The organism is Salinibacterium sp. SWN139, from assembly GCF_015864625.1.
GTDB lineage: Bacteria > Actinomycetota > Actinomycetes > Actinomycetales > Microbacteriaceae > Rhodoglobus.
Map to the genome: position 1 here is coordinate 641,279 of NZ_JADYWV010000001.1, position 23,431 is coordinate 664,709.

Below are 23,431 nucleotides of genomic sequence, written 5' to 3' on the forward strand. Positions count from 1 at the left end.
TGGTTGAGACTTTTGGGCCAGGTGTCGTTAGCGCGGGTGCACTTTCCCCGTGTGGCTACGGGCTCTCAACCCACGACCGATAACGCTGAGGGGAATAATGAAGGTCATGCATGCGAGTCGGGGAACCACGGCAACGCGAGCGTTTCGCTCGATAGCGTTCCGCGTCGTTGGTTTTACTGCCGCGCTTAGCCTCGTTGTCGGCGTGAGCGTCGTTGCCGGCACGAGCCAGGCTGCCTTCGCCGATGACTACCCCACCTGGAGCGATGTCACCGAGGCCCGCGATGATGAAGCCGCAACCAAAAAGGTTGTAGAGCGCATCGAGGCGGCACTCGTTCAACTCGAGGCTGACGCTGCAGCTGCCCAGAAAGATGCCGAAGAAAAGGGCAACATCTGGCAAGAGGCCGATACGAAGTACCAGGCCAAGGCAGCCCAGACCGCAACTTTGCAAGAGCAAGCGGATGCCGCAAGCGCCGAAGCTGACGAAGCTGAGACGCGCATCGGTGAGCTTGCGTCGCGGCTCGTGCGTGCCGGTGGTGGCGACGTGACCACTAGCCTTTTGGCCAATTCGCAGGACGCGGATGCGCTGCTCTACAACCTGGGGATGTCGTCGAAGATCTCGCAGCAGACATCCGCTCTATTTGAGCGTGCCGTTCAGGCTCGCAACACAGCGCAGTCGCTGACGGATGCTGCTGAGGTTGCTCGCGCTGAGCTCGAGATCCTCAAGATCGCTGCTGAAGAGGCTTTTGCTGAGGCTCAAGCCGCCGCTCAGGCCGCCGAGGAAGCTCTCGCCGAGCAGCAGGAGCGCAAGATTGAGTTTGACGCTCAACTCGCCGCGCTGACTTCTGCGCGCAAGTCAACTGAAGACAGCTATCTAGAGGGCGTGCGTGAGCGCGAAGCTGCCCGTGCTGCTGCAGCAGCTGCTGCACAGGTTCCGAACTTGGACGCGGGTGAAATCAGTCTGAGCGGTTGGGCTCGCCCCGCCGGCGGATACATCACGTCGGTGTATGGCTACAGCTCGAATTACGGGTCCAAATTCCATAAGGGAACCGATATCGGTGCTGCTTGTGGTGCTGGCATTTACGCGGCGTCGAGCGGAACCGTTGTCTATGCCGGTTATGGCTGGAATGGCGGGTACGGAAACTACATCATCATTGAGCACGCTGGTGGAGTGCGCACCGCGTATGGCCACATCGTCGACGGCGGCATTCAGGTTTCTTCTGGGCAGAGTGTGGCCGTCGGAACGAAGATCGCCAGCGTGGGCTCGACCGGAAACTCCACCGGATGCCACCTTCACTTTGAGGTGCGCCCCAACGGCTGGGATACGACGAACCCGGTGCCGTTCATGGCCGGGCAAGGCATCCAACTCGGCTAAAGCCTCAGAACGCGCTCCCGCTGAGGAAAACCTTGCGAAGCGCGCATTCAACAAAAGGTTGAGACTTTTGGGTCGCATGTTGTTAGTGTGGTCAATGTTATTCGTGTGACTAATGGCCATTAGTCGGCGCTCAATAATGTTTAGGGGAACAATTGAAGGTCATGCATGCGAGTCGGGGGACCGCAGCAAAGCGTACGCTTCGCTCACAATCTTTTCGGGTAATCAGTTTCGTCGCGGCGCTCAGCCTTGTCGTCGGTGTCAGCGTTGTTGCGGGAAGTAGCCAGGCTGCTTTCGCCGATGACTACCCCACGTGGAGCGAAGTCACTGAGGCCCGAAACAACGAAGCGGCGACTCAAAAGGTCGTCGACCGCATCAAGGCCGCACTGATTGAACTCGAAGCTCACGCCGTCGCCACTCAAAAGGATGCCGAAGAAAAAGGCAACATTTGGCAAGAGGCAGACACGAAGTACCAAGCGAAGGCCGCACAGACCGAAACTCTGCAAGAGCAAGCGGATGACGCAAGCGCCGAAGCCGATGACGCTGAGCAGCGCATCGGTGAGCTTGCTGCGCGGCTCGTGCGTGCCGGTGGCGGAGACGTCACCACGAACCTCCTCGCCAACTCGCAGGACGCAGACGCGCTGCTCTACAACCTGGGGATGTCGTCGAAGATCTCGCAGCAGACATCCGCTCTGTTTGATCGTGCCGTTCAAGCTCGTAACACGGCGCAGTCGCTGAGCGATGCTGCCGAAGTGGCTCGCGCCGAACTCGAAGTTCTGAAGATCGCCGCCGAGAAAGCGTTTGAGGAAGCTCAAGCTGCAGCAGCTGCAGCGGAAACCGCAGTAGCTGAGCAGCAGGAACGCAAGGCTGAGTTCGACGCCCAGCTTGCTGCGCTCACTGCCGAGCGCGTAGTAACCGAAGCCGACTACCAGGCTGGCGTCAAGAAACGCGAAGAAGAACGCATCGCCGCCGAGAAGGCAGCTGCTGCGAAGGCTGCTGCTGCCGCCGCGGCTGCTGCTGCTGCAGCCGCTCAGAGCGGTGGCTCTACCGGTGGTGCAAGTTCAGGTTCAGGCTCCTCGAGCGCCAACGGCTGGACTAAGCCCGCTTATGGCTACATCACGTCGGTGTACGGCTACAGCTCGAACTACGGTTCGAGCTTCCACAAGGGAACCGATATCGGTGCCAGTTGTGGCTCACCGATCTACGCCGCATCAAGCGGGACTGTCGTCTATGCCGGTTATGGCTGGAATGGCGGCTACGGCAACTACATCATCATCGAACACGCTGGTGGAGTGCGCACTGCCTACGGTCACATTGTTGCTGGCGGAATCAACGTCTCGTACGGTCAGAGTGTGGCCGTCGGAACGAAGATCGCCAGCGTGGGCTCGACCGGAAACTCCACCGGTTGCCACCTCCACTTTGAGGTTCGTCCCAACGGCTGGGACACTACGAACCCCGTCACATTCATGTCAGGTAAGGGCGTTAGCCTCGGCTAAAGTCTGACCACACGCGTGAGGCAACGAGGTCTCTCGCAGAGGGAGCACGCCATGCACTCAGTCGCCGGACTCGTTGTTGTGATTACGGGCGCTGCCCGCGGAATGGGCGAGATCTATGCTCAGCGCGCTGTCGCTGAGGGCGCCGCGAAAGTAGTGCTGCTCGACGTCGATGCCACGGCTCTGGATGTCGCGGCAGCCGCTCTGCGCGCTGCGGGCGGTTCCGTCAGCAGTTACGTTGTCGATCTCTCGTCCCGCACCGCAATCGAGTCCGCCGCCGACCGTATCCGCGCCGAAGTGGGAACCCCACACGTGCTCATCAACAACGCGGGCATCGTACGCAGCGGTTACTTCTGGGAGCACGACGCTGTTCGCGATATCGAAGCGACCATGCAGATCAACACCCTCGCGGCGATGTACCTCTCGCGCGAACTGCTGCCGGCGATGATCGAGGGTGGAGAGTCAAGCCGCATCCTCAACATTGCGTCGGCGGCCGGCACTCTCTCGAATCCGAACATGAGTGTCTACGCGGCATCCAAATGGGCCATGATCGGCTGGAGCGATTCGCTGCGCCTTGAACTGATCAAAGCGGGCCACGCCCATATTGCGGTGACTACCTTCGCGCCCAGCTACATCAGCACCGGGATGTTTGCCGGCGTCCGAGGCCCGCTGTGGACCCCGATCATGACTCCCGAGAAAGCCACCGCCGCAGCGTGGTCGGCGATGCTCCGCGGCAAACCACTGCTCATGAAGCCGTGGACGGTGGGGCTCGCTCGCGGGCTCAAAGGGCTGCTGCCGACGCGCGCTTGGGATTTCGTGGCTGGTCGAGTCTTCAAGGTCTACAACTCGATGGACGAGTTCACCGGTCGCTGAGCGAGCCGGGCGCTGAGCAGCGCTACTCGGTTAAACGCCGATGGCGAATGCCTGAGCATCCGCCATCGGGGTGACGCGCGCGGTACGTAAGCACGGTGCGCGAGGAGTGCTTGGTGCTGCCTAGTGGCCTTCGGCCTTGAGCTTCTCGAAGCCAGCGAGAACGATCGCCTCAGCTTCTGCGGCGTCGCCCCAACCGTCGATCTTGACCCACTTGCCGGGCTCGAGGTCTTTGTAGTGCTCGAAGAAGTGCTCGATCTCTTTGCGCGTGAACTCAGGCACATCGTTCAGGTCCTGAATGTACGACCAGCGCGGGTCTTTCGCCTGAACGCAAATGACCTTGGAGTCGATGCCGCCATCGTCGCTCATGTTGAGCACAGCGACCGGGCGAACCGAAATGCCAACACCGGGGAAGGTGGGGGCATCGAGAAGAATCAGGGCGTCTACGGGGTCACCGTCGAGGCCGAGAGTGTTCTCGAAGAAGCCATAGTCGGTGGGGTATGCGAAGGTCGTGAACAGGTAACGGTCAAGAAAAACGCGACCAGTTACGTGGTCAACTTCGTACTTGTTCCGGCTTCCGCGCGGAATCTCAACGACAACGTCGTATGCGGCCATCTAGGTGCTCCTAAGAAAATTATGGGGTTGCTGCAATAACGTTACTGGATGCACTCCGAACGGCGCCCCCGTCTTACGCCCGCAATTGCTGATGTTCGGCGTGCTGTGCGCACTGCGCTTGGCGCGGTACCGGTCTCCGCAGACTCAGCGGCGGGCACTGCGGGCGCAGAACCGCTCGTACTTGTCGCCCTCAGCGGCGGCCCCGACTCGCTCGCGCTGGCGGCGGCGACGGCCTTCGAAGCGTCCAAGGCCGGCATGCGAGCCGGTGCCGTGATCGTCAATCACAACCTCCAAGACGGGTCTGCGGATGTTGCAGCCGCCGCCGCACAGCAGGCTCGCGACCTCGGGCTCGACCCCGTTGACATCCGCTCGGTACTCGTTGGTGACGCCGGAGGCCCCGAGTCTGCCGCCCGTGACGCGCGCTACGCGGCGCTCGCGGAAGCCGCCGCCGAGCATGGCGCCATCCGCGTGCTGCTCGGCCACACGCTCGACGATCAGGCCGAAACCGTGCTGCTGGGCCTCGCCCGCGGCAGCGGAGCGGGCAGCCTCAAAGGCATGGCAATCGACACCGGCCAGTACCTGCGGCCACTGCTGGCTGTGCCGCGAACCACGACCGTTCAGTGCTGCGAAGACTCCGGAATCGTGGCGTGGAATGACCCGCACAACCTCGATACCTCGTACACGCGAGTGCGGGTTCGGCAGACTGTTTTGCCGCTGCTGGAGAGTGAACTGGGGCCCGGCATCCGCGACGCTTTAGTGCGCACGGCCGACCAAGCGCGCGAAGATGCCGAAGCACTCGACCATTTTGCCGAAGAAATGGCCGAAGATTTGGCCGAGATTTCGGAGGCCGGAATCTCGCTGCCGGTGCGCGCGCTTGCGGCCAATCCTGCCGCTCTTCGCCAGCGTTTGATTAGGTTGGCGGTCGCTAGCGAGTTTCATGTGTCGCTCAGCCGCACCCACACTCTGGAGATCGCGCGCCTTGTCACCGACTGGAAGGGGCAGGGACCGATCGACGTTCCCGGCGTTAGGGTTGAACGACGAGAGAACCTTCTCCACTTTTCGGCCCACAGTGAGGAACGCGATGCAGTTTAGCGATGTCGAAGGAGACCTCAGCGAGGTCCTTCTGACCCAGGAAGAGATCCACGAGAAGATCGCCGTGATGGCGCGTCAGATCGAGATCGACTACGCCGGCGAGAAGGTGCTGCTGGTTGGCGTGCTTCGCGGTGCCGTCATGGTGATGGCGGACCTGGCTCGCGAATTGGCTCTGCCCATCGAGATGGACTGGATGGCCGTCTCCTCGTACGGCGCCGGCACGCAGTCCTCGGGTGTCGTTCGCATCCTCAAAGACCTCGACAGCGACCTCGAGGGCCGCAAGGTTCTTATCGTCGAAGACATCATCGACTCGGGCCTCACGCTCTCCTGGTTGCTCGGCAACCTCCGCAGCCGCGGCGCTGCCTCGGTAGAGATCTGCACCCTGCTGCGTAAGCCGGATGCCGCCAAGGTCGAAGTTGACGTCAAGTACGTTGGCTTCGACATCCCGAACGCCTTCGTGGTGGGCTACGGCCTCGACTTCGCTGAGAAGTACCGCAACCTTCGCGGAATCGCAGTACTCGCTCCCCACGTGTACGCGTAGGGCCGGCTGAATGCGGGCGAAGGCAGCAATTGATCAGGCATCCGACGAGATCGTTGGGCTGTTCGAGAATCGGGTAGCCGAGCAAAAGGCTCCAGCATCATTCTTCGCGGTCTTCGGACCCGATGGCATCGTGTTGGAGGGCGGCTACGGCGAGAAGGTTCTCGGCGAGGGCAACGCTCCCGACCGCGACACGGTGTTCCGTATCGCGTCGTGCACCAAGAGCTTCACGTGCACGATGTTGCTGATGCTGCGCGATCGTGGCCAGCTCAACCTCGATGCGCCGATCACTGACTTTGTTCCGGCGTTCACTCCGCTTGAGCCAGCGGCGGCTCCCGTGACTCCGAGTGTGCGTCAGCTCATGACGATGTCGGCGGGGTTCCCGACCGATAACCCGTGGGGCGACCGCGTGGAGGACATGACGCGGGCCGAACTCGACGAGTTCATGGCGGCGGGCATCCGCTATTCCAGCTTGCCCGGCACTCGCTTTGAGTACTCGAACCTCGGCTACGCCCTGCTCGGTGAAGTCATTGCCGAGATCACGGGGCGCCCGTACATCGAGGCGATCGCGGCCGAAATTCTCGCGCCGCTCGGTCTCACCTCGACGACCTTTGCCGAAGATCCGGATGCTGATACCGCCCTCGGCTACCGGCTCGCGGATGGGCAGTGGGAAGTTCAGCCGTTCACCGGGCCCGGAGTCTTCTCCTCCATGGGTGGTTTGTTTTCCAGCGCGACAGACCTGGTGCGCTGGTCGCTGTGGCTCGCGGGCGCCCTCGATCCCGAAGACGCCTCCGACGGACCGCTGTCTGCTGCCAGCCGTCGCGAACTTCAGCAGATTCAGCGTGCCGTGCCGACGGGCCTGTCGAAAACCGCCGAGTTCTCGGAGCCGACCGCGCACGGGTACGGCTACGGGCTGTTCATCGATGAAGGTACGACGAAGATCGTGTCGCACTCGGGCGGTTACCCCGGCGTGAGTGCCCACATGCGCTGGCATGCGCCAACCGGGCTCGGCATCGTGGCATTCGAGAATGGCACGTTTGCCGCATCCTCGATCCCGGCAACTCAGGCTTTGCAGGCCGCGTTGAATGCGTACGGCGAGCTGACGACGCCAGCTCCGGCCTGGCCCGAAACTCTGGCCGCTCGCGACGTCTTCGATGGACTCATTCACGAGTGGGATACCCCGACCGCGAATGCGCTTGCGGCTGTGAACCTTGCGCTCGATGTTCCGTGGGAAGAGCGCATCGCTGGCATTGCGAAAGCGATTGCTGAGGTGGGGCCGCTCACCGGTGCGCCGCTCACTGAATTGCCCCGCACCCTCAGCGACACCCCTGCCGTGACCAACTGGACGATCGATGGCGAACGCGGTCGCATCAAGTGCCACATCTTGATGAGCCCCGAACTGCCACCCCGCGTGCAAACCTTCGCAGTCACCACCGAAACCGACTAACCGCCGAGACCTCGCGCGGACCGCATTACGCCGAGGGCAAACATGCAGTGGTCTTGCAGCGCGATAACGGTAACCTTGCAGCACGTTTCTTCAGAGAGAGGCACTGGGTCGCCCGACCCGGAACATCATGGATTTTAAGCGCATCTTCCGCGGCCCCATTCCGTACATCATCATCGGTATCGCCGCCGTCTCCATCGCCGCGAGCCTTCTCCTCGGCGAGGGCTACAAAGAGATCACCACGCAAGAGGGTCTCGACCTTCTTCAGGGATCGACGGTGTCCTCCGCCACGATCATCGACGGCGAGCAGCGCGTCGACCTCGAGCTTTCCAAAGCCGACGGCGACAACGGCACGAAGGTGCAGTTCTACTACGTAGCGCCCCGGGGCACCGAGATTGTCTCGGCGATCAACGGTGCTGACGTCTCCGAATTCAACGACCAAGTTCCTCAAGAGAACTTCTTCGTCTCCTTCCTCTCGATCATGCTGCCGTTCCTCATCATCGGCATCATCTTCTTCTTCATCTTCAGCCGCATGCAGGGTGGCGGCGGCAAGGTCATGCAGTTCGGCAAGTCGAAGGCCAAGCTCGTCGGTAAAGACAGCCCGCAGGCCACTTTTGCGGATGTCGCTGGTGCTGACGAGGCCATCGAAGAGCTCGAAGAAATCAAAGACTTCCTGAAGGAACCGGCCAAGTTCTTGGCTGTTGGCGCCCGCATTCCGAAGGGCGTACTGCTGTACGGCCCTCCCGGAACCGGTAAGACCCTGCTGGCCAAGGCCACCGCGGGGGAAGCTGGCGTGCCGTTCTACACAATCTCTGGTTCTGACTTCGTTGAAATGTTCGTGGGTGTCGGTGCAAGCCGTGTTCGTGACCTCTTCGAACAGGCCAAGCAGAATGCTCCCGCAATCATCTTTATCGACGAGATCGATGCTGTCGGTCGTCACCGTGGTGCCGGAATCGGTGGCGGCAACGATGAGCGCGAGCAGACTCTCAACCAGTTGCTGGTTGAGATGGATGGCTTCGACGTGAACGCCAACGTGATCCTCATCGCTGCAACGAACCGTCCGGACGTTCTCGACCCCGCGCTTCTGCGCCCCGGTCGTTTCGACCGTCAGATCGGTGTGGATGCTCCCGACAAGATCGGCCGCAAACAGATTCTCGAAGTGCACGCCAAGGGCAAGCCCATGGCCGAGGGCGTTGACCTTGAAGTGCTCGCTCGTAAGACGCCAGGCTTCACCGGTGCTGACCTCGCGAATGTGCTCAACGAAGCAGCCTTGCTGACTGCGCGCTCCAACGCGCAGCTCATCGACAACCGGGCCCTCGACGAGGCAGTTGACCGTGTCATGGCTGGCCCTCAGCGTCGTTCGCGACTCATGAACGACAAAGAGAAGCTCGTCACGGCGTACCACGAGGGTGGTCACGCGGTCGCTGCCGCCTCGATGCGCAACACCGACCCCGTCACGAAGATCACCATTCTTCCTCGCGGCCGTGCCCTCGGTTACACGATGGTCATGCCGCTCGAAGACAAGTACTCCGTCTCGCGTAACGAGTTGCTCGATCAGCTCGCCTACGCGATGGGTGGCCGGGTTGCGGAAGAAATCGTGTTCCACGACCCGACGACCGGTGCATCCAACGACATTGAGAAAGCCACCTCAATTGCTCGCCGTATGGTCACCGAATACGGCATGAGTGCCCGAGTCGGTTCCGTGAAGCTGGGCAGTGCATCGAGTGAACCCTTCATGGGTCGCGATATGAGTTCGAGCCGCGAATACTCCGACGAGCTCGCCAAGATCATTGACGAAGAAGTTCGCCTGCTGATCGAGAAAGCTCACGACGAGGCATGGCAGATGCTCAACGAGAACCGCAAGGTGCTCGACAAGATCGCGCTTGAGCTGATGGAGAAAGAGACTCTCGACCACGTCGAGCTGGACAAGATCTTCAAGGGAATCGCCAAGCTTCCCGAGCGCCCCCAGTGGCTCTCGAGTGACGCGCGTCCGGTGTCGCAGTTGCCTCCCATCAAGGTCCCCAAGAAGAAGGTGGCGAAGGCTGACGCTAGCGACAGCGACGAAAGCACCCCCTCGAAGCCGGCACGCACCCCACGGCCACGTAAGTCGCCCGGGGTAGCAACGGCCTAGGGACACCATGTCGATCGACCTCGCACGCATTGAAGCTGCGGTAGCCGAGATTTTGGCTGCAGTCGGCGAAGACCCTGCCCGGGCAGGCCTCACCGCCACCCCGCGAAGGGTCGCCGAGGCGTACTCCGAGTTCTTTGCGGGCAACGCGATCGACCCGCTTGTGCACCTTTCCGACAGCATCGAGTTCACTGCCAAGGCAGACCAGACCGGCGAATTGGTGCTCGTGCGCGACATCGAGTTCCGGTCAATGTGCGAACACCACTTGTTGCCGTTTCTGGGCGTCGCGCATGTCGCCTACGTTCCGGATGAACGAATCATCGGGTTGGGCAATATCGCTCGGGTCGTGGAGACCATTGCCGCGCGTGCCCAACTGCAAGAGCGGTTAACCGAGGAGATCACTGACGCGATCAACGAGGGCTTGTCGCCGCGGGGTGTGCTGGTCGTGATCGACGCTGTTCACGGTTGTGTGTCTGCTCGCGGACCACGCCAAACGGCAAGCTCCACGGTCACGTTGGCCTCTCGCGGTGTGCTCAGCGATCCCGTGGAGCGCGCAGAAGTGATGGCGCTCATCGGCCGAGGTGGCGATGCGTAGAAACCCTCGCGTGGCGGTTCCCCAAGTTATGGGCATCCTGAATGTCACGCCTGATTCTTTTAGCGACGGCGGCCAGTTCGAACACGTTGACGCCGCAATCGCGCGTGGCATCGAACTGCGCAATCAGGGCGCGGATGTCGTCGATGTCGGCGGCGAATCGACTCGCCCTGGTGCGGAGCGGGTGTCTGCCGCGGCGGAACAGCAGCGCGTAATCCCGGTGATCAAGGCCCTCACGGCTGAAGGCGTGACCGTGAGCGTTGACACCATGAATGCCGAGACTGCACTGGCCGCGGCGACAGCGGGAGCATCCATTATCAACGATGTTTCCGGTGGGCTTGCTGACCCGGAAATGTACCGCACGGTTGCCGAAACGGATCTGCTTTATATCGCGATGCACTGGCGGGGGCACAGCACCACGATGGGGCAACTCGCGCACTATGACGATGTCGTCGCGGATGTGCGCAGCGAGCTAAAGGCTCGACTGGCCGAGATGATGGTGTGGGGAGTGAAGCCCACACGGGTCGTGCTCGATCCGGGTCTCGGTTTTGCGAAAGACGCGCGCCACAACTGGGCGCTGCTAGCGCGCATCGACGAGATTGCATCACTCGGGCATCCGGTGCTCATTGGGGCATCACGCAAGCGCTTTCTCGCCAAAATGCTCCCCGCCGATGCGCCACCGGCCGACCGCGATCTTGCTACCGCGGTAATCAGCAACGTTGCCGCCGAAGCGGGGATGTGGGCCGTGCGCGTGCACGATGTCCCGTCAACGCAGGTGGCGCTTTCCGTCTATCGAGCGATGCAGAAGGGCAAGAAACGATGAATCCCGCACTGGACGAAATCACTCTCACTGGCCTGCGCGCCACGGCTTTCCATGGCGTCTTCGACCACGAGCGTCGCGACGGCCAAGTTTTCGTGATCGACGCGACCGTGTATCTCGACTTCGCAGCTGCTGCGCGCACCGACGACCTCGACCGCACGATTCACTACGGTGTCTTGGCCGAAGAGATCGTCGCCGCCGTCGAGAGCAATCCCGTTGATCTCATCGAGACGGTTGCTGAACGCATCGCCGCCGCGGTGCTCGCGCATGAGGCCGCAGTGAGCACCAAGATCACGCTGCACAAACCAGAAGCGCCCATCACGGTGCCGTTCACTGATGTCTCGGTCACGATCACGCGCCAGCGTGCAGCTCGCGCCCAGACCGCCGGCTTCAGCGCAGAACCGCAGCCACTGCGATGATGCGCCAGCAACGACTCCACGTCGAGTTGCCGGTGATGCTTGCCATTGGCAGCAATCTGGGCGACCGCGAAACTACTCTGCGCGATGCGGTGCACGCCATCAACCGCATCGACGGTGTGACAGTGGATGCCGCCTCCAGCATTGTGCAGACGCCGGCCCTGAAACTCTCGGGCATCGACCACTCTGCGCCCGCGTATCTCAATGCGGTGGTGTTAGCGCGCAGTTCGCTGGAGCCCCACGCCCTCCTCGCCGAACTGCAGCACGTCGAAGCCGCGCATGGCCGTGTGCGCGATGAACGCTGGGGCGACCGCACCCTCGATATCGACATCATTTCTTTCGCGCACCTGCAGGTGGATGACGAATTGTTGACGATTCCGCATCCGCGGGCCGCGGAACGATCGTTCGTGCTTGTGCCGCTGCTTCAGCTTGACCCGCACGCGCAGCTCGCCGGAATCGGAAGCGCGGCAGACGCCCTCGCGGGCATCGAGAACGACGCCACCGAGTTTGAGGCAGCGCCCCTGTGGTAGCCCGCACGTCAGCCGTGCACTTGGTGACCATAGCCGCGGCGGGAGCCGTCGTCGGCTGGTTGCTCGAAGTCGTGCTCACCGCATCCGGAAATCCGATTGTGACCCCCTCGGTCGCGTTGGCGGTGTCGCTGTTCTTGATCGCCGTGATCGTGGTCGTGCTGGCAGTACCGATCTACCGCTCATCACGCGGACTGCGTAAAGAACGTGTGAATCCCTTCTTCGCCCTGCGTGTTGTCGTGCTCGCGAAAGCATCGAGCTTCGCCGGGGCTCTACTCGGGGGAACCGCCCTCGGCATCGCGGTCTACCTGCTGAGTCGCACCGTTTCTCCCGAAACTGGCGCCATCGCCACGAGCTTTGTCGTTTCGGCTGGCGCGATAGTGTTGCTGATCGCAGGATTGGTTGCCGAATATTTGTGCACCATCCCGCCAGATGATGACGACCCGTCATCGCGGAACCCGATGGACCCCCAAGGAGCAGCGTGACCGAGCGACTCGATCTCCCCGGCGCCGAGTGGCGCGGCGTCTCCCGCAAGTACACGATCGTGGAAGCGGTCGGGCTGCTGATTACGGGCATCGTGCTGACCGTCGCCACCTCGATCCCCACCGTCCTGACCGGGATTCAGTGGCTTGCCGTGATTCCCGTTTCGCTTGGCATCATCTTCATCATCAACATCGCGCTCACACCGCGACGCGTGCGGGCAATCGGGTACATGCTGCGCGAAGATGACCTAGTCTTTCGGCGCGGACTGATGTTCCGCCGCGTGGTTGCTGTGCCCTACGGCCGCATGCAGCTCGTCGACATCAACCGCGGACCCCTCGATCGCGCCGTTGGCCTCAGCGAACTCAAGTTCGTGACGGCAGCGGCATCCACCGGGGTTGTCATCCCCGGCCTGCCCGAGCAGGACGCTGAGGAGTTGAGAGACAGGCTCGTCGCCCTGGCTGAAAGCCGCAGGGCCGGACTGTGAGCGACCCGCGCGATCCCTTCGACCCCGGCGAGCCCGGCGTCCCTCTGGAGCCAGGCGTCCCTCTGGAGCCAAGCGAACCGCTCGGCCCCGTTGAGCTGAACGTGCCCGAGAGCGCCCGTCGCCTCGCCGATGGCGAATGGCATCGCCTGCACCCGGCCACTCCGTTCTTGCGCGGTGGCATCGCCTTCGTGGCCATTATCGGTGTCATTGTCGTGAACGCTCGCGATGTCTTTCTCGACGTCATTTTTGGTGGCGGCAGCCGTGAGCTGCGGTTCTTTGAACGTTTTGCCGAGTCCAGCCTCCTCATCTTGGCCATCCTCGCCGTAGTCGTCATCTTGCTTCTGAGCGTTGGCGGCTTCTATCTGTCGTGGCGGATGCACACCTTCCGCATCACCGATGAGCTTGTGGAGGTGCGCAGCGGCATCCTCTTCCGCACCAACCGTCGCGGTCGACTCGACCGCATCCAGGGCATCAATATTTCGCGGCCGTTCTTGGCCCGCCTGTTCGGCGCAGCCAAACTTGAAGTGAATGTGGCCGGTCAAGACGCGAACGTTGAGTTGGCGTATCTGGGCTCCAAGGGCGCGGATGATTTGCGCCTCGCGATACTGCAGCTTGCCTCGGGCACGCGTGCGGCCGAAGCGGCCGCAATTGCAGGACCAGCCGCACTCCCCGGCGTCGGTGGCCTCGTCGAATCCCGGGTCAACGAACTTCTGGCCCCCGAGCTCGACCCGAACACGGCACCGCCCGAGTCGATCGTGCGCATCGGCATTCCGCGGCTCATCGGTTCGCTTCTCCTGAGCGGACCGACAGTCTTCGCGATTCTGGCGGCTATCGGCATCATCACCACTGTTATCACCACGGGCGACGTCGGCTGGATCTTCATTATTCTTCCCGGTTTTCTGGGGCTCGCCGGTTACCTCGGATCGCGGCTCACGCGGTCGTTGCGATACTCCATCGCGTCGACTGCAGACGGCATCCGAGTTGGGTACGGCCTCCTCTCGACTACCAACGAGACGCTGCCACCCGGCCGCATTCACGCCGTTGAAGTCTCGCAGCCACTGATGTGGCGTCCAGCCGGCTGGTGGGAAATCAAGATCAACACCGCCTCGCAAGCGGCAAGCTCAAGCGGCGCAACCGCGAAAACCACACTGCTCCCGGTCGGAGATATGGCCGACGTGCACCGCGTGCTGCAACTCATTCTGCCGAGCCTCGCTGACGACAAGTCGCGTGAACTGCTCGAGTGCGGCCTCGCCGCTGGAGCCCACGACGACGACTACGTCACCTCGCCCAAGCGGGCGGCCTGGTTGCGCTGGTTCTCTTGGCGCCGCAACGGTTTCGTGCTGATTTCGGATGCCGTAGCGCTGCGCAAGGGAGCCATCTGGCGTTCCCTCGTGCTTGTGCCGCAAGCCCGCATGCAGAGCGTCAGCATGAATGAGGGTCCGCTGCTGCGCCGGATGGGGCTCGCCGAGTTGCGGATTCATACGGTCGCTGGGCCGATTTCGGCCACCATCGGTGCGCTCGACCGCGACGATGTTGTGCGCTTCTTCGATGAGGTTGAGCACGCAGCAGTGCATGCCGCCGGAGTAGACACGAGTCACCGCTGGCGCAGTGCCGGTGCGAACACCGAGTCCCCGGCACCAACAACCCCTGAGGGACAGGCGTAATGGCGCAGGCGGCGGGCCGGCTCGGAATCGGCATCATTGGCGCGGGCAAAGTCGGCCCCATTCTTGGCGCAGCGCTCGCGGGCGCTGGCCACGCGATTGTGGGCATCGCCGCGACGTCTGAGCGCAACCTTGAGCGCGCTAGCGCGATCCTCCCCGACGTTCCGGTGCTCGATATCCCCACTCTCGTGGAACGCAGCGAGCTCGTGATTCTGGCGATTCCTGAGGCCGAGATCGAGTCCTTTGCGAAGGGTCTCGCCGATGCTGGAGTGTGGCAGCCGGGGCAACTTGTGCTGCACACCGCGCCTGGGCTCGGCTATCAGGCCTTGGCGTCGGTGCTGGCAGTGGGAGCGATTCCCCTGGCGCTGCATCCGGCCATGGTCTTCACGGGAACGAGTCTCGATCTCACGCGCTTGCACGAAGCGTATTGCGCTGTCAGCGCGCCAACCCCGGTGTTGCCGATCGCGCAAGCGCTTGTCGTGGAGATGGGTGCCGAGCCGATTGTGATCGCTGAAAACGAGCGAGCGTCGTGGGCAGAAGCGGTGAGTACCGCCACCAGCTTCTCAGCAGCGATTGTCGGCCAATCCTTAGATTTGCTCGGCAGTGTTGGGGTGGATGACCCCGCTCGCGTCTTAGGGCCGCTGCTGCGTTCCTCGGTCGAGAGTGCGCTCACTCGCGCAACTGCGACTAGCATCGATGTTTCCTTGCTCGACCCCGAGCCGAGGCCCCATTCACAGGAGGACCCCTCGTGAGTTCACACCCCCGCCCGCAAGTTATTGAGACCGTCGCCGGAATGCGCGACGTAGTAGCGCACGAGCGTGCCGCCGGCCGCAGCATTGCTCTGACGCCGACGTTGGGTGCCCTCCACCAGGGTCATCTCGCTCACGTTGAGCGTGCCGCAGAGCTCGCTGACGTGCGCATTGTGTCGATCTTTGTGAACCCCACCCAGTTCGGTGCCGATGAAGATCTCGACAAGTATCCGCGCACCATGGATGCAGACCTCGACCTGCTCGGCGAACTGGGGGTGCCCTATGTCTTCGCCCCCAGCGTGGAGGAGATGTACCCGAAGGGGCCGTCTGCTCCCACTACGACCATTTCTGCCGGTCAGATCGGCGCGATGTTTGAGGGCAAGAGCCGCGCCGGCCACTTCGATGGAGTGCTCACGGTGGTCGCCAAGCTGCTCGCGATTACGACTCCCCAGTTCGTGACCTTCGGCCAGAAGGATGCCCAGCAGCTCTTTCTCGTTCGCCGCATGATCACCGACCTGAACATCCCGGTTCAGTTGGAAATCATCGAAACTGTGCGCGAAGAAGATGGCCTCGCGCTGTCGAGCCGTAACCAGTTCTTGGATGCCAGCCAGCGCCACGCAGCCGTCATACTGTCGACGGCGTTGAAGGCTGCAAGCTCGGCCGCCGATAGCGGCCTCGATGCCGTCATCGCCGCAGCGCAGGGAGCTCTCATGGGGGAGTCCGGGGTCGAACTCGACTACTTCACGATTGTCGACACTGAGACCTTCATGCCGGTGCCCGATGGCTACCGTGGCCCGGCAATCGCACTCATCGCAGCGCGGGTGGGAGACACCCGCTTGATCGACAACTGGACCCTTTACGTCGGCTAGTTTTCGCCTGCAATTTGGGGCGCTACAGCGTGGCGTTATCCCGGCTACGATTGAGGGCGTGAATGACGCCGCTAACACTCCAGACCCTACCGAGGCCGAAGTTTCTGAACAGAAAGCTGTTCGGTTAGAGAAGCGTCAGCGACTCATCGATTCGGGCGCTGAGGCGTACCCGGTCGGCGTTGCCATCACCACGAGCATTCCGGCGGTTCGCGAGAAGTATCCGTCGCTTGAAGCGGATGACACCACGGGCGATGTTGTCGGCCTTGCTGGTCGCATCGTGCACCTCCGCAACACCGGCAAGCTGTGCTTTGCGTCGCTGCAATCGGGCGACGGCCAGCGCATCCAGGTCATGGTTTCTCTCGGCGAAGTGGGCGACGAGTCGCTCGCTCTCTGGAAAGAACTTGTTGACCTCGGCGACCACCTCTTCGTGAGCGGCGAGATCATCTCGAGCCGTCGCGGTGAGCTGTCGGTCATGGTCAAGGAATGGAAGATCGCCGCCAAGGCCGTCTTGCCCCTCCCGAACCTCCACAAAGACTTGAGCGACGAACAGCGCGTTCGTAGCCGCTACCTCGACCTCATTGTTCGCGAACAGGCCCGCTTCACGGTGCGTGCCCGCGCCAAGGTCAACTCGAGCCTGCGCGCAACGTTCGCCGCGCACGACTACCTCGAAGTCGAAACGCCGATGCTGCAGACGATGCACGGTGGGGCATCCGCTCGTCCGTTCATCACGAACTCGAACGCGTTCGACACCGACCTCTACCTGCGTATCGCGCCGGAACTGTTCTTGAAGCGTGCCGTCGTCGGTGGCATTGAGCGCGTGTTTGAGATCAACCGCAACTTCCGCAACGAGGGTGCGGACTCCACGCACTCGCCCGAGTTCGCCATGGTCGAGGCCTACCAGGCCTACGGCGATTACAACCAAATGGCCGACCTCACGCAGGAGCTTGTTCAGAACTCGGCGGTTGCCGTCACCGGTTCCACGCTCGTTACGCTTTCCGATGGCACCGAGTACGACCTCGGCGGCGATTGGGCGCGCATCTCCATGTACGACTCCCTCAACGAGACAGCCGGGCTCAGCATTACCCCACAGACGCCCGCCGCCGAGCTGAAGGTGTTGGCGGATGCCGTCGACATCGAGGTCACGCAGCCCACCCACGGCAAGTACGTTGAAGAGCTGTGGGAGCACTACGTGAAGCCGGGCCTCGACCGCCCGACTTTCGTCATGGACTTCCCCGTCGACACGAGCCCGCTCGTGCGCGACCACCGCACCATCGAAGGTGTTGTGGAGAAGTGGGACCTCTACATTCGTGGGTTCGAGCTGGCCACCGGCTACTCCGAACTCGTCGACCCGGTTATCCAGCGTGAACGCTTCGTTGAGCAAGCACTCTTGGCTAGCCAAGGCGACGTCGAAGCGATGCGACTCGACGAAGACTTCATCCGCGCGCTCGAGCACGGCATGCCGCCGAGCGGTGGAATCGGTGTTGGCGTTGACCGTTTGCTGATGGCCATCACTGGCCTCGGCATCCGCGAAACCATCCTTTTTCCGTTGGTTAAGTAAGTACGGCAATGACTGATCCCGTTCCCGGCGAGACTTCGGACGCGTCTGAGACGCCGAAGAAGTCGACGATCACCCCGATGCGCATCGCGCTGTGGGTGCTCGTGGCGGGCGCAGGGCTCTTCATGGTGCTTACTGGCCTCGTTGGCGTACTCGTAAAGGCTCAGTAGTGGATCGTAAATCTTCACGGCTCATCATGACTGTGACTCTCGTGGGACTTGTGGTTCTCATCGCTATTGTCACCTTCGTGAACGGTTAGGCTAGAGAGGTGCCTCAAGAATATTGGTCGAACGCCCTCTTCTCCGTCATCCCGACGATTGCTATTGGCGCCATTTTCTGGATCGTCATGTCGGCCATTATTCGTTCTGACCGCACCGAACGTGACAGCTACGCCAAGATCGAAGCCGAAGAGCGCGCCAAAGTAGCCGCTCAGGCAACGACAACCCCTTCGGCGTAAACCTCAGCGGCTGACCGCAGGGGTTCTCTGCGTCGGACGGAAGAGGCCCCTGAGTCCGCGAGAAGAAGTTCTGCGTCCGCGAGAAGAAACGCTGCTTTAGGCTGAGCCGCGCAGCTTGATTTCGGTCGGCAGAATGCGACCGGGAGACTCGGGCGTGATGCCGTTCACGAGCTCCAACACCATGGATGCCGCTTCGCGCCCCAGGAGGTCGGCTGGCTGGCGCACCGTCGTGAGTTGGGGCTGGCACCGCATCGCCCAGTCGCTGTCATCGAAACCAACGATGCCGATGTCGCCTGGCACTGAGCGCCCGCGTTCGCGCAGCACATCCATGGCGCCAGCAGCGAGAGCATCGGATGCCGCGAAAACTCCGTCGATATCGCCGGCGCGGTCGAGGAGGGCTTTCATTCCCTCAACGCCACTGGTGCGCGAGTAGAGCGGAAAATCGACAACCAGATTCTCGTCGAACTGGTCGCCCAGGGCATCCCGAAAGCCGGCTAGTCGTTCGCTACCGGAGTCGCGGTCGAGGGCTGCGGCAATCATGCCGATTTTCTTGCGGCCGGTGGAGAGCAGTTCGCGAGTGATGTCGCGGGCGGCACCGCGGTTGTCGATGCCGACGTAGGGCATTTCTGGTGCGCTCATGGGGTGGCCGACGAAGACGGCGGGGAGGCCGATGTGGGCGATGGCGTCGGCGATGGGGTCGTGTTCGCGGGCGGAGACGATGACGGCGCCGTCGACGAAGCCACCGCGCAGGTAGTCAGCAATGCGGGCGCTGTCGCGGTCGGAGCCGATGATGAGGCAGACGAGTTGGTAGTCGTCTTCAGAGAGACGATCGTTGGTGCCGAGAAGAATCGCGCCGATGTTGGGATCTTCGAGAAAGACGGAGTGGGGCTCATGCACGATGAGCGCAATTGCTTTGGAACGCTGGGTGGCAAGGTTGCGGGCCGCCATATTGCGCACGTAGCCGACCTTGGCGATGGCTTTCTCGATGGCCTCTCGCGCGGAGTCAGAAACGTACGGTTCGCCGTTGAGCATGCGGGAGACGGTGCCACGGGAGACGTTGGCCTCGGCCGCGACGTCGAAGATTGTCGCGCGGCGTGGTCGTGCCCCAGGTGTTGCCATAACCCCATGCTAGCGCTCCCACGGGTGCGGCACTGGCCCCGTTTCGCGGGACTGTTCACGCTCACAGACACGCCGACCGCTTGACACAACGAATAAGGCTCGCTTAGTGTGTGAACGCTCCCAGAGATTGTCGCCAATTTTTGTGGGTGAGGTTCTGTGCACGTTCACAGAACTCGGACAATTGTGAGTAGAACTGCTGACCCAGCAGCTGCACCCATCGCCAAAGGAGGCACGCGTGACCACACCCCGCGCAGATCGCGTCGCGAGCTGGTCACCCGAATCCCTCGTGCTCGGTTGTGACTACAACCCCGAGCAGTGGTCCGAAGAAGTGTGGCAGCAAGACGTCGCCCTCATGCAGCAGGCCGGGGTCACCCTCGTCGCGATCAACATCTTCGGCTGGGCCGAGATTGAGCCGCGAGCGGGAGAGTACAACTTCACTCGCCTCGACGCGATCATGGATCTGCTGCACTCTGCCGGCATCCGGGTGAACCTGGGCACTGGCACCTCATCGCCGCCCGCGTGGCTTACGACGGCGCACCCCGATATTCTGCCCACCGCCGCCGATGGCACCCGTCGCTGGCAGGGCGGCCGCCAAGGGTGGTGCCCGAGTTCTCCCGAGTTCCGTACTGCGGCTCTCGGCCTCGTAGCTAAAGTCGCCGAGCGCTACAGCGACCACCCCGCCCTCGCGATGTGGCACGTCTCCAATGAACTCGGATGCCACAACGCGCACTGCTACTGCGACACTTCTGCTGCCGCGTTCCGCGTCTGGTTGCAGTCGCGCTACGACACCATCGATGGGCTCAACGCCGCCTGGGGCACGACCTTCTGGAGTCAGCATTACAGCGACTGGAACGAAGTGTTGCCGCCCCGCGCCACGCTCTCGTCGGCGAACCCTGCGCAACGCCTCGACTTCAACCGCTTCAGCTCCGACGAGCTCCTCGGCTACTACAAGGCCGAAGCGACACTGCTGCGCTCGCAGAGCAGCATCCCGGTGACCACGAACTTCATGGTGACCGCGCACATCCGCAGCCAAAACTACTGGCAGTGGGCGAGCGAAATGGATGTCATCGCTAACGATCACTACCTCGATCACCGGCTGCCGCATCCGAACAATGAACTCTCGTTTGCTGCCGACCTCACTCGTGGGCTTGCCCAGGGCGAGCCGTGGATGCTCATGGAGCAGGCCAGCAGCGCGGTGAGCTGGCAGCCATACAACTTGGCGAAGCAGCCGGGTGAAATGCTTCGCAACACGTTGACGCACGTTGCTCGGGGAGCAGACACCGTCTGCTTTTTCCAGTGGCGAGCGTCACGACAAGGCGCCGAGAAGTTTCATTCGGCTCTGCTCCCTCACGCTGGTACTGACACTGCTGTGTGGCGCGAGACCCTCGACCTGGGTGAGAAACTCCACTCCCTCGAGACTCTCGCGGGCACTCGGGTCGAGGCGTCCGTTGCCCTCGTCTTCAGCTGGGAATCCTGGTGGGCGGCCGAGGGCGACTCGCAGCCATCGTCTGCCGTGCGCTACCTCGAGCAGGTTCACGCGGCGTACAACGCTGCTAGCGCGAACGGCGTCACGGTGGACATCGTCGCCCCGGGTGCTGCGCTCGACGCCTACAAGCTCGTCATTGTTCCTAGCCTCTACCTCGTCGACGACGCGAGTGCGGCCGTCATCAGCGATTACGTTGCGGGCGGTGGCAACGCCGTTGTTACGTTCTTCTCCGGCATCGTGGACGAAACCGACGGCATCCGCCTCGATGCCACCGGCGAGACCCCTCCCGGTGCGTTCAGCGACATGCTTGGTGTCTGGACCGAGCAGTTCATGCCTGTGAAGCCCGAAACGCGCCTCATGCTGAACGACGGCGGTAACGCGAGCATCTGGGCCGAGCACGTCCGCCCCACCACAGCGGATGTCGTTGCCGAGTTCGCGTCCGGCCCCATTCCTGGTGGCCCGGCCATCACTCGCAACCGTTTCGGTTCGGGTGCTGCGTGGTATGTGGCAACCGCGCTCGACGAGCCCAGCTTTGCTGACCTGATGGGCCGCGCGCTCAACGAAGCTGGCATCGAAGCGATCGAGCTGCCCGAGGGCGTTGAGGTCGTCACGCGATCAAATGACACCGACCGCTTCCGCTTTGTGATTAACCACAGCGCGCATGAGATTACTTTCCCCGCCGACGGCGCAGAATTGTTGACGGAAACTACAGTCACAGGTTCGGTGGCTGTTCCCGCTGGTGGCGTTCGCGTCATCCGCCTGACTGTCGAAGAAGGAGCAACGCGATGACTACAGACATTGCCACGCCCGCCACACCAAAAAAGGCGGTGACGAAGAAGATCCGGGTGAAGACTAAGGCCACGAATAACCGTGCAGCGGTGCTGTTCTTCATCGCGCCGTTCTCCATACTGTTCAGCCTGTTCTACATTTTGCCGATTCTGGTGGCGATCTATCAGTCGTTGCTGACGGTCGAGCGTGAAGGCACCTTCGGTAAGCCAACGGAGGTGTTCGGCGGTTTCGTGCAGTACGCACGAGTCTTCCAAGACTCCTCGTTCTGGGATTCCATTCTTCGGGTTCTCGGCTTCGGCATCGTTCAGGTGCCGGTCATGCTGGGGCTGGCGCTGCTGCTGGCGCTTCTGCTGGACTCGCCGCTGGTCAAGGGCAAGCGGTTCTTCCGTCTCGCCTTCTTCGCACCGTATGCCGTGCCGGGTGTTATCGCCGCTGTCATGTGGGGCTTCCTTTACTCGCCCAACCTGTCGCCGTTCACCGCGATCACGAAAGAGATCAACTTCTTGGGCGCCGACCTTGTGCTCTGGTCGATCGCGAACGTTGTCACGTGGGTCTTCGTCGGCTACAACATGATCATCATCTACTCGGCGCTGCTGGCGATTCCGAGCGAGATTTACGAAGCAGCCCGCCTCGATGGGGCGTCGCAAGCTCGAATCGCGTGGTCGATCAAGATCCCGTTGATCACTCCGGCGATTACCCTCACCGCAATCTTCTCCATCATCGGAACTCTGCAGCTGCTCGCCGAGCCACAAGTGTTCAAGAGCTTCACGTCTGCTGTGACGAGCACCTACACCCCTAACTTGCTCATCTACTCGACAGCGTCGGTGCCGAACGTGAACCTCGCCGCAGCCTTCTCGGTGGTTCTCGCGCTCTTCACCTTCGCGCTCTCATTCACCGTGCTCAAGTTCACCCAGCGAAAGGCTGACTGATGAGTGCCACCAAAGCTCCCGTGAAGAAGCACAACGGTCCTCGCGAAAGCCTCTTCTCGCGTTCGGGTGCCATGCTAGTGATGGCAATCTGCACGTTCTACTTCCTGATTCCGATCTGGTGGCTTTTCGTCGCAGCGACGAAAGACCGTGGCGACTTCACCTCGTCTGCGCCGCTGTGGTTCGCTGACTTCAACCTGGTTGAGAACATCGTCAATCTGGCGAACTACCGCGATGGACTCTTCTTCCAGTGGATGCTCAACAGCATCCTTTACGCCGGAGCTGGTGCCGCCGTCGCGACGCTCTTCGCCACGATGATGGGTTATGCGCTAGCGAAGTACAGCTTCCGCGGCCGCGAAACGCTCTTCAACGTGGTGCTGGGTGGCGTGCTGGTTCCCGCAACGGCGCTCGCGCTTCCGTTGTTCTTGGTCTTCAGCCAGGTGGGCGCCACCAACACATTCTGGTCGGTGTTCTTGCCGAGTATCGTGAGCCCGTTCGGCGTCTACCTCGCTCGTATTTATGCGACCTCGAGTGTGCCAGACGAACTGGTCGAAGCTGCGCGCATCGATGGTTCCGGAGAAGTACGCACCTTCTTTACCGTTGCCACCCGACTCATGACGCCGGCAATGGTCACGATCTTCCTCTTCCAGTTCGTCACGATCTGGAACAACTTCTTCCTACCGCTCATCATGCTGCGCGACGAGAAGCTGTTCCCCGTGACGCTTGGTCTTTACATCTGGAATAGCCAAGTGAACCAGATCCCCGAAATTCGGGCATACGTGATCATCGGCGCACTGCTGTCGATCATCCCGCTCATCATTGCTTTCCTCAGCCTGCAGCGCTTCTGGCGCAGCGGACTAGGAACCGGCGCACTCAAGTAGTCGCCCGCTCGACCACTCGGACTACCCCCGAGGGAAACCCCGCATCACAATCACAATCACTAGGAAGG

The 23,431-nt window shown here is 62.0% G+C and carries 24 protein-coding genes; 22 read left to right on the forward strand and 2 right to left on the reverse strand.

The window, feature by feature from the left end; genetic code table 11:
• The first annotated feature begins 97 nt into the window (after positions 1–97).
• From I6E74_RS03005 to I6E74_RS03015, 3 genes are all read left to right on the forward strand, one after another.
• On the forward strand, positions 98–1,372 hold the full coding sequence (locus tag I6E74_RS03005) for a M23 family metallopeptidase (protein ID WP_197122871.1): 1,275 nt from the start codon (positions 98–100) through the stop codon (positions 1,370–1,372).
• 161 nt (positions 1,373–1,533) lie between these two features.
• A complete protein-coding gene (locus tag I6E74_RS03010) occupies positions 1,534–2,865 on the forward strand; it encodes a M23 family metallopeptidase (protein ID WP_231601108.1) in 1,332 nt (443 codons plus the stop codon).
• A 51-nt stretch (positions 2,866–2,916) separates the two neighbouring features.
• The gene (locus I6E74_RS03015; protein WP_197122873.1) at positions 2,917–3,735 is read left to right on the forward strand and encodes an SDR family NAD(P)-dependent oxidoreductase; all 819 of its coding nucleotides are present in this window, start codon (positions 2,917–2,919) and stop codon (positions 3,733–3,735) included.
• Between the two features lie 120 nt (positions 3,736–3,855).
• Here I6E74_RS03015 and I6E74_RS03020 read toward each other — a convergent pair whose 3' ends face one another.
• On the reverse strand, positions 3,856–4,347 hold the full coding sequence (locus I6E74_RS03020) for an inorganic diphosphatase (RefSeq protein ID WP_197122874.1): 492 nt from the start codon (positions 4,345–4,347) through the stop codon (positions 3,856–3,858).
• Positions 4,348–4,395: 48 nt separating this feature from the next.
• Here I6E74_RS03020 and tilS point away from each other — a divergent pair, with 48 nt between their 5' ends.
• The 16 genes from tilS to I6E74_RS03100 all read left to right on the forward strand — a co-directional run bounded on the left by tilS (position 4,396) and on the right by I6E74_RS03100 (position 18,162).
• Positions 4,396–5,439: a tRNA lysidine(34) synthetase TilS gene (tilS, locus tag I6E74_RS03025; RefSeq protein ID WP_197122875.1), complete on the forward strand. Its 1,044-nt coding sequence runs from the start codon at positions 4,396–4,398 to the stop codon at positions 5,437–5,439.
• On the forward strand, positions 5,429–5,980 hold the full coding sequence (gene hpt / locus I6E74_RS03030) for a hypoxanthine phosphoribosyltransferase (protein ID WP_129072323.1): 552 nt from the start codon (positions 5,429–5,431) through the stop codon (positions 5,978–5,980). Before tilS ends, hpt begins: the two co-directional genes overlap by 11 nt.
• A gap of 10 nt (positions 5,981–5,990) precedes the next feature.
• Positions 5,991–7,424, forward strand: coding sequence for a serine hydrolase (locus I6E74_RS03035; RefSeq protein WP_197122876.1), 1,434 nt, complete (start codon positions 5,991–5,993; stop codon positions 7,422–7,424).
• A 127-nt stretch (positions 7,425–7,551) separates the two neighbouring features.
• On the forward strand, positions 7,552–9,552 hold the full coding sequence (gene ftsH, locus I6E74_RS03040; protein WP_197122877.1) for an ATP-dependent zinc metalloprotease FtsH: 2,001 nt from the start codon (positions 7,552–7,554) through the stop codon (positions 9,550–9,552).
• Positions 9,553–9,559: 7 nt separating this feature from the next.
• Complete coding sequence (gene folE / locus I6E74_RS03045) at positions 9,560–10,144, forward strand: GTP cyclohydrolase I FolE (RefSeq protein WP_197122878.1); 585 nt, start codon at positions 9,560–9,562, stop codon at positions 10,142–10,144.
• A gap of 10 nt (positions 10,145–10,154) precedes the next feature.
• Positions 10,155–10,964 (forward strand): dihydropteroate synthase, encoded by an 810-nt coding sequence (gene folP / locus I6E74_RS03050; RefSeq protein ID WP_307784363.1) that lies wholly within the window; start codon positions 10,155–10,157, stop codon positions 10,962–10,964.
• A complete protein-coding gene (folB, locus tag I6E74_RS03055; protein WP_231604457.1) occupies positions 10,961–11,380 on the forward strand; it encodes a dihydroneopterin aldolase in 420 nt (139 codons plus the stop codon). Before folP ends, folB begins: the two co-directional genes overlap by 4 nt.
• Positions 11,377–11,907 carry a 2-amino-4-hydroxy-6-hydroxymethyldihydropteridine diphosphokinase gene (gene folK, locus I6E74_RS03060; RefSeq protein WP_197122879.1) on the forward strand — a complete coding sequence of 177 codons (531 nt, stop codon included), beginning with the start codon at positions 11,377–11,379 and terminating at the stop codon, positions 11,905–11,907. Before folB ends, folK begins: the two co-directional genes overlap by 4 nt.
• On the forward strand, positions 11,901–12,389 hold the full coding sequence (locus tag I6E74_RS03065) for a DUF3180 domain-containing protein (protein ID WP_197122880.1): 489 nt from the start codon (positions 11,901–11,903) through the stop codon (positions 12,387–12,389). Before folK ends, I6E74_RS03065 begins: the two co-directional genes overlap by 7 nt.
• Complete coding sequence (locus I6E74_RS03070; RefSeq protein ID WP_197122882.1) at positions 12,386–12,871, forward strand: PH domain-containing protein; 486 nt, start codon at positions 12,386–12,388, stop codon at positions 12,869–12,871. Before I6E74_RS03065 ends, I6E74_RS03070 begins: the two co-directional genes overlap by 4 nt.
• A complete protein-coding gene (locus tag I6E74_RS03075; protein ID WP_307784364.1) occupies positions 12,868–14,535 on the forward strand; it encodes a PH domain-containing protein in 1,668 nt (555 codons plus the stop codon). Before I6E74_RS03070 ends, I6E74_RS03075 begins: the two co-directional genes overlap by 4 nt.
• Positions 14,535–15,284: a Rossmann-like and DUF2520 domain-containing protein gene (locus I6E74_RS03080; RefSeq protein WP_197122884.1), complete on the forward strand. Its 750-nt coding sequence runs from the start codon at positions 14,535–14,537 to the stop codon at positions 15,282–15,284. Before I6E74_RS03075 ends, I6E74_RS03080 begins: the two co-directional genes overlap by 1 nt.
• Complete coding sequence (panC, locus tag I6E74_RS03085) at positions 15,281–16,150, forward strand: pantoate--beta-alanine ligase (RefSeq protein WP_197122886.1); 870 nt, start codon at positions 15,281–15,283, stop codon at positions 16,148–16,150. The genes I6E74_RS03080 and panC overlap by 4 nt, the downstream gene beginning before the upstream one ends.
• 58 nt (positions 16,151–16,208) lie before the next feature.
• Positions 16,209–17,708 (forward strand): lysine--tRNA ligase, encoded by a 1,500-nt coding sequence (lysS, locus tag I6E74_RS03090; protein WP_197122888.1) that lies wholly within the window; start codon positions 16,209–16,211, stop codon positions 17,706–17,708.
• A gap of 8 nt (positions 17,709–17,716) precedes the next feature.
• On the forward strand, positions 17,717–17,875 hold the full coding sequence (locus I6E74_RS03095; protein WP_197122890.1) for a hypothetical protein: 159 nt from the start codon (positions 17,717–17,719) through the stop codon (positions 17,873–17,875).
• 98 nt (positions 17,876–17,973) lie between these two features.
• Positions 17,974–18,162, forward strand: a complete 189-nt coding sequence (locus I6E74_RS03100; RefSeq protein ID WP_197122892.1) for a hypothetical protein — start codon at positions 17,974–17,976, stop codon at positions 18,160–18,162.
• Positions 18,163–18,258: 96 nt separating this feature from the next.
• Here the strand turns inward: I6E74_RS03100 and I6E74_RS03105 are convergent, their stop codons facing one another.
• The gene (locus I6E74_RS03105; protein ID WP_197122894.1) at positions 18,259–19,281 is read right to left on the reverse strand and encodes a LacI family DNA-binding transcriptional regulator; all 1,023 of its coding nucleotides are present in this window, start codon (positions 19,279–19,281) and stop codon (positions 18,259–18,261) included.
• 235 nt (positions 19,282–19,516) lie between these two features.
• On the opposite strand from I6E74_RS03105, the gene I6E74_RS03110 reads away from it, so the two are divergent.
• From I6E74_RS03110 to I6E74_RS03120, 3 genes are read left to right on the forward strand one after another with little or no spacing between them, the layout of a single operon-like run.
• Positions 19,517–21,556 carry a beta-galactosidase gene (locus tag I6E74_RS03110; RefSeq protein ID WP_197122895.1) on the forward strand — a complete coding sequence of 680 codons (2,040 nt, stop codon included), beginning with the start codon at positions 19,517–19,519 and terminating at the stop codon, positions 21,554–21,556.
• A complete protein-coding gene (locus I6E74_RS03115) occupies positions 21,553–22,485 on the forward strand; it encodes a carbohydrate ABC transporter permease (RefSeq protein WP_197122897.1) in 933 nt (310 codons plus the stop codon). Before I6E74_RS03110 ends, I6E74_RS03115 begins: the two co-directional genes overlap by 4 nt.
• The gene (locus I6E74_RS03120) at positions 22,485–23,363 is read left to right on the forward strand and encodes a carbohydrate ABC transporter permease (protein ID WP_197122899.1); all 879 of its coding nucleotides are present in this window, start codon (positions 22,485–22,487) and stop codon (positions 23,361–23,363) included. The genes I6E74_RS03115 and I6E74_RS03120 overlap by 1 nt, the downstream gene beginning before the upstream one ends.
• Positions 23,364–23,431: the final 68 nt, after the last annotated feature.

Bases quoted from the DNA above. Each gene is read 5' to 3' on its own strand.
- I6E74_RS03115 (WP_197122897.1), top strand. From the start codon at position 21,553: ATGACTACAGACATTGCCACGCCCGCCACACCAAAAAAGGCGGTGACG.
- ftsH (WP_197122877.1), top strand. From the start codon at position 7,552: ATGGATTTTAAGCGCATCTTCCGCGGCCCCATTCCGTACATCATCATC.
- hpt (WP_129072323.1), top strand. From the start codon at position 5,429: ATGCAGTTTAGCGATGTCGAAGGAGACCTCAGCGAGGTCCTTCTGACC.
- I6E74_RS03095 (WP_197122890.1), top strand. From the start codon at position 17,717: ATGACTGATCCCGTTCCCGGCGAGACTTCGGACGCGTCTGAGACGCCG.
- I6E74_RS03120 (WP_197122899.1), top strand. From the start codon at position 22,485: ATGAGTGCCACCAAAGCTCCCGTGAAGAAGCACAACGGTCCTCGCGAA.
- I6E74_RS03020 (WP_197122874.1), bottom strand. From the start codon at position 4,347: ATGGCCGCATACGACGTTGTCGTTGAGATTCCGCGCGGAAGCCGGAAC.
- I6E74_RS03035 (WP_197122876.1), top strand. From the start codon at position 5,991: ATGCGGGCGAAGGCAGCAATTGATCAGGCATCCGACGAGATCGTTGGG.
- I6E74_RS03005 (WP_197122871.1), top strand. From the start codon at position 98: ATGAAGGTCATGCATGCGAGTCGGGGAACCACGGCAACGCGAGCGTTT.
- tilS (WP_197122875.1), top strand. From the start codon at position 4,396: ATGCACTCCGAACGGCGCCCCCGTCTTACGCCCGCAATTGCTGATGTT.
- I6E74_RS03010 (WP_231601108.1), top strand. From the start codon at position 1,534: ATGCATGCGAGTCGGGGGACCGCAGCAAAGCGTACGCTTCGCTCACAA.
- I6E74_RS03105 (WP_197122894.1), bottom strand. From the start codon at position 19,281: ATGGCAACACCTGGGGCACGACCACGCCGCGCGACAATCTTCGACGTC.
- folK (WP_197122879.1), top strand. From the start codon at position 11,377: ATGATGCGCCAGCAACGACTCCACGTCGAGTTGCCGGTGATGCTTGCC.
- folE (WP_197122878.1), top strand. From the start codon at position 9,560: ATGTCGATCGACCTCGCACGCATTGAAGCTGCGGTAGCCGAGATTTTG.
- I6E74_RS03080 (WP_197122884.1), top strand. From the start codon at position 14,535: ATGGCGCAGGCGGCGGGCCGGCTCGGAATCGGCATCATTGGCGCGGGC.
- I6E74_RS03015 (WP_197122873.1), top strand. From the start codon at position 2,917: ATGCACTCAGTCGCCGGACTCGTTGTTGTGATTACGGGCGCTGCCCGC.
- folB (WP_231604457.1), top strand. From the start codon at position 10,961: ATGAATCCCGCACTGGACGAAATCACTCTCACTGGCCTGCGCGCCACG.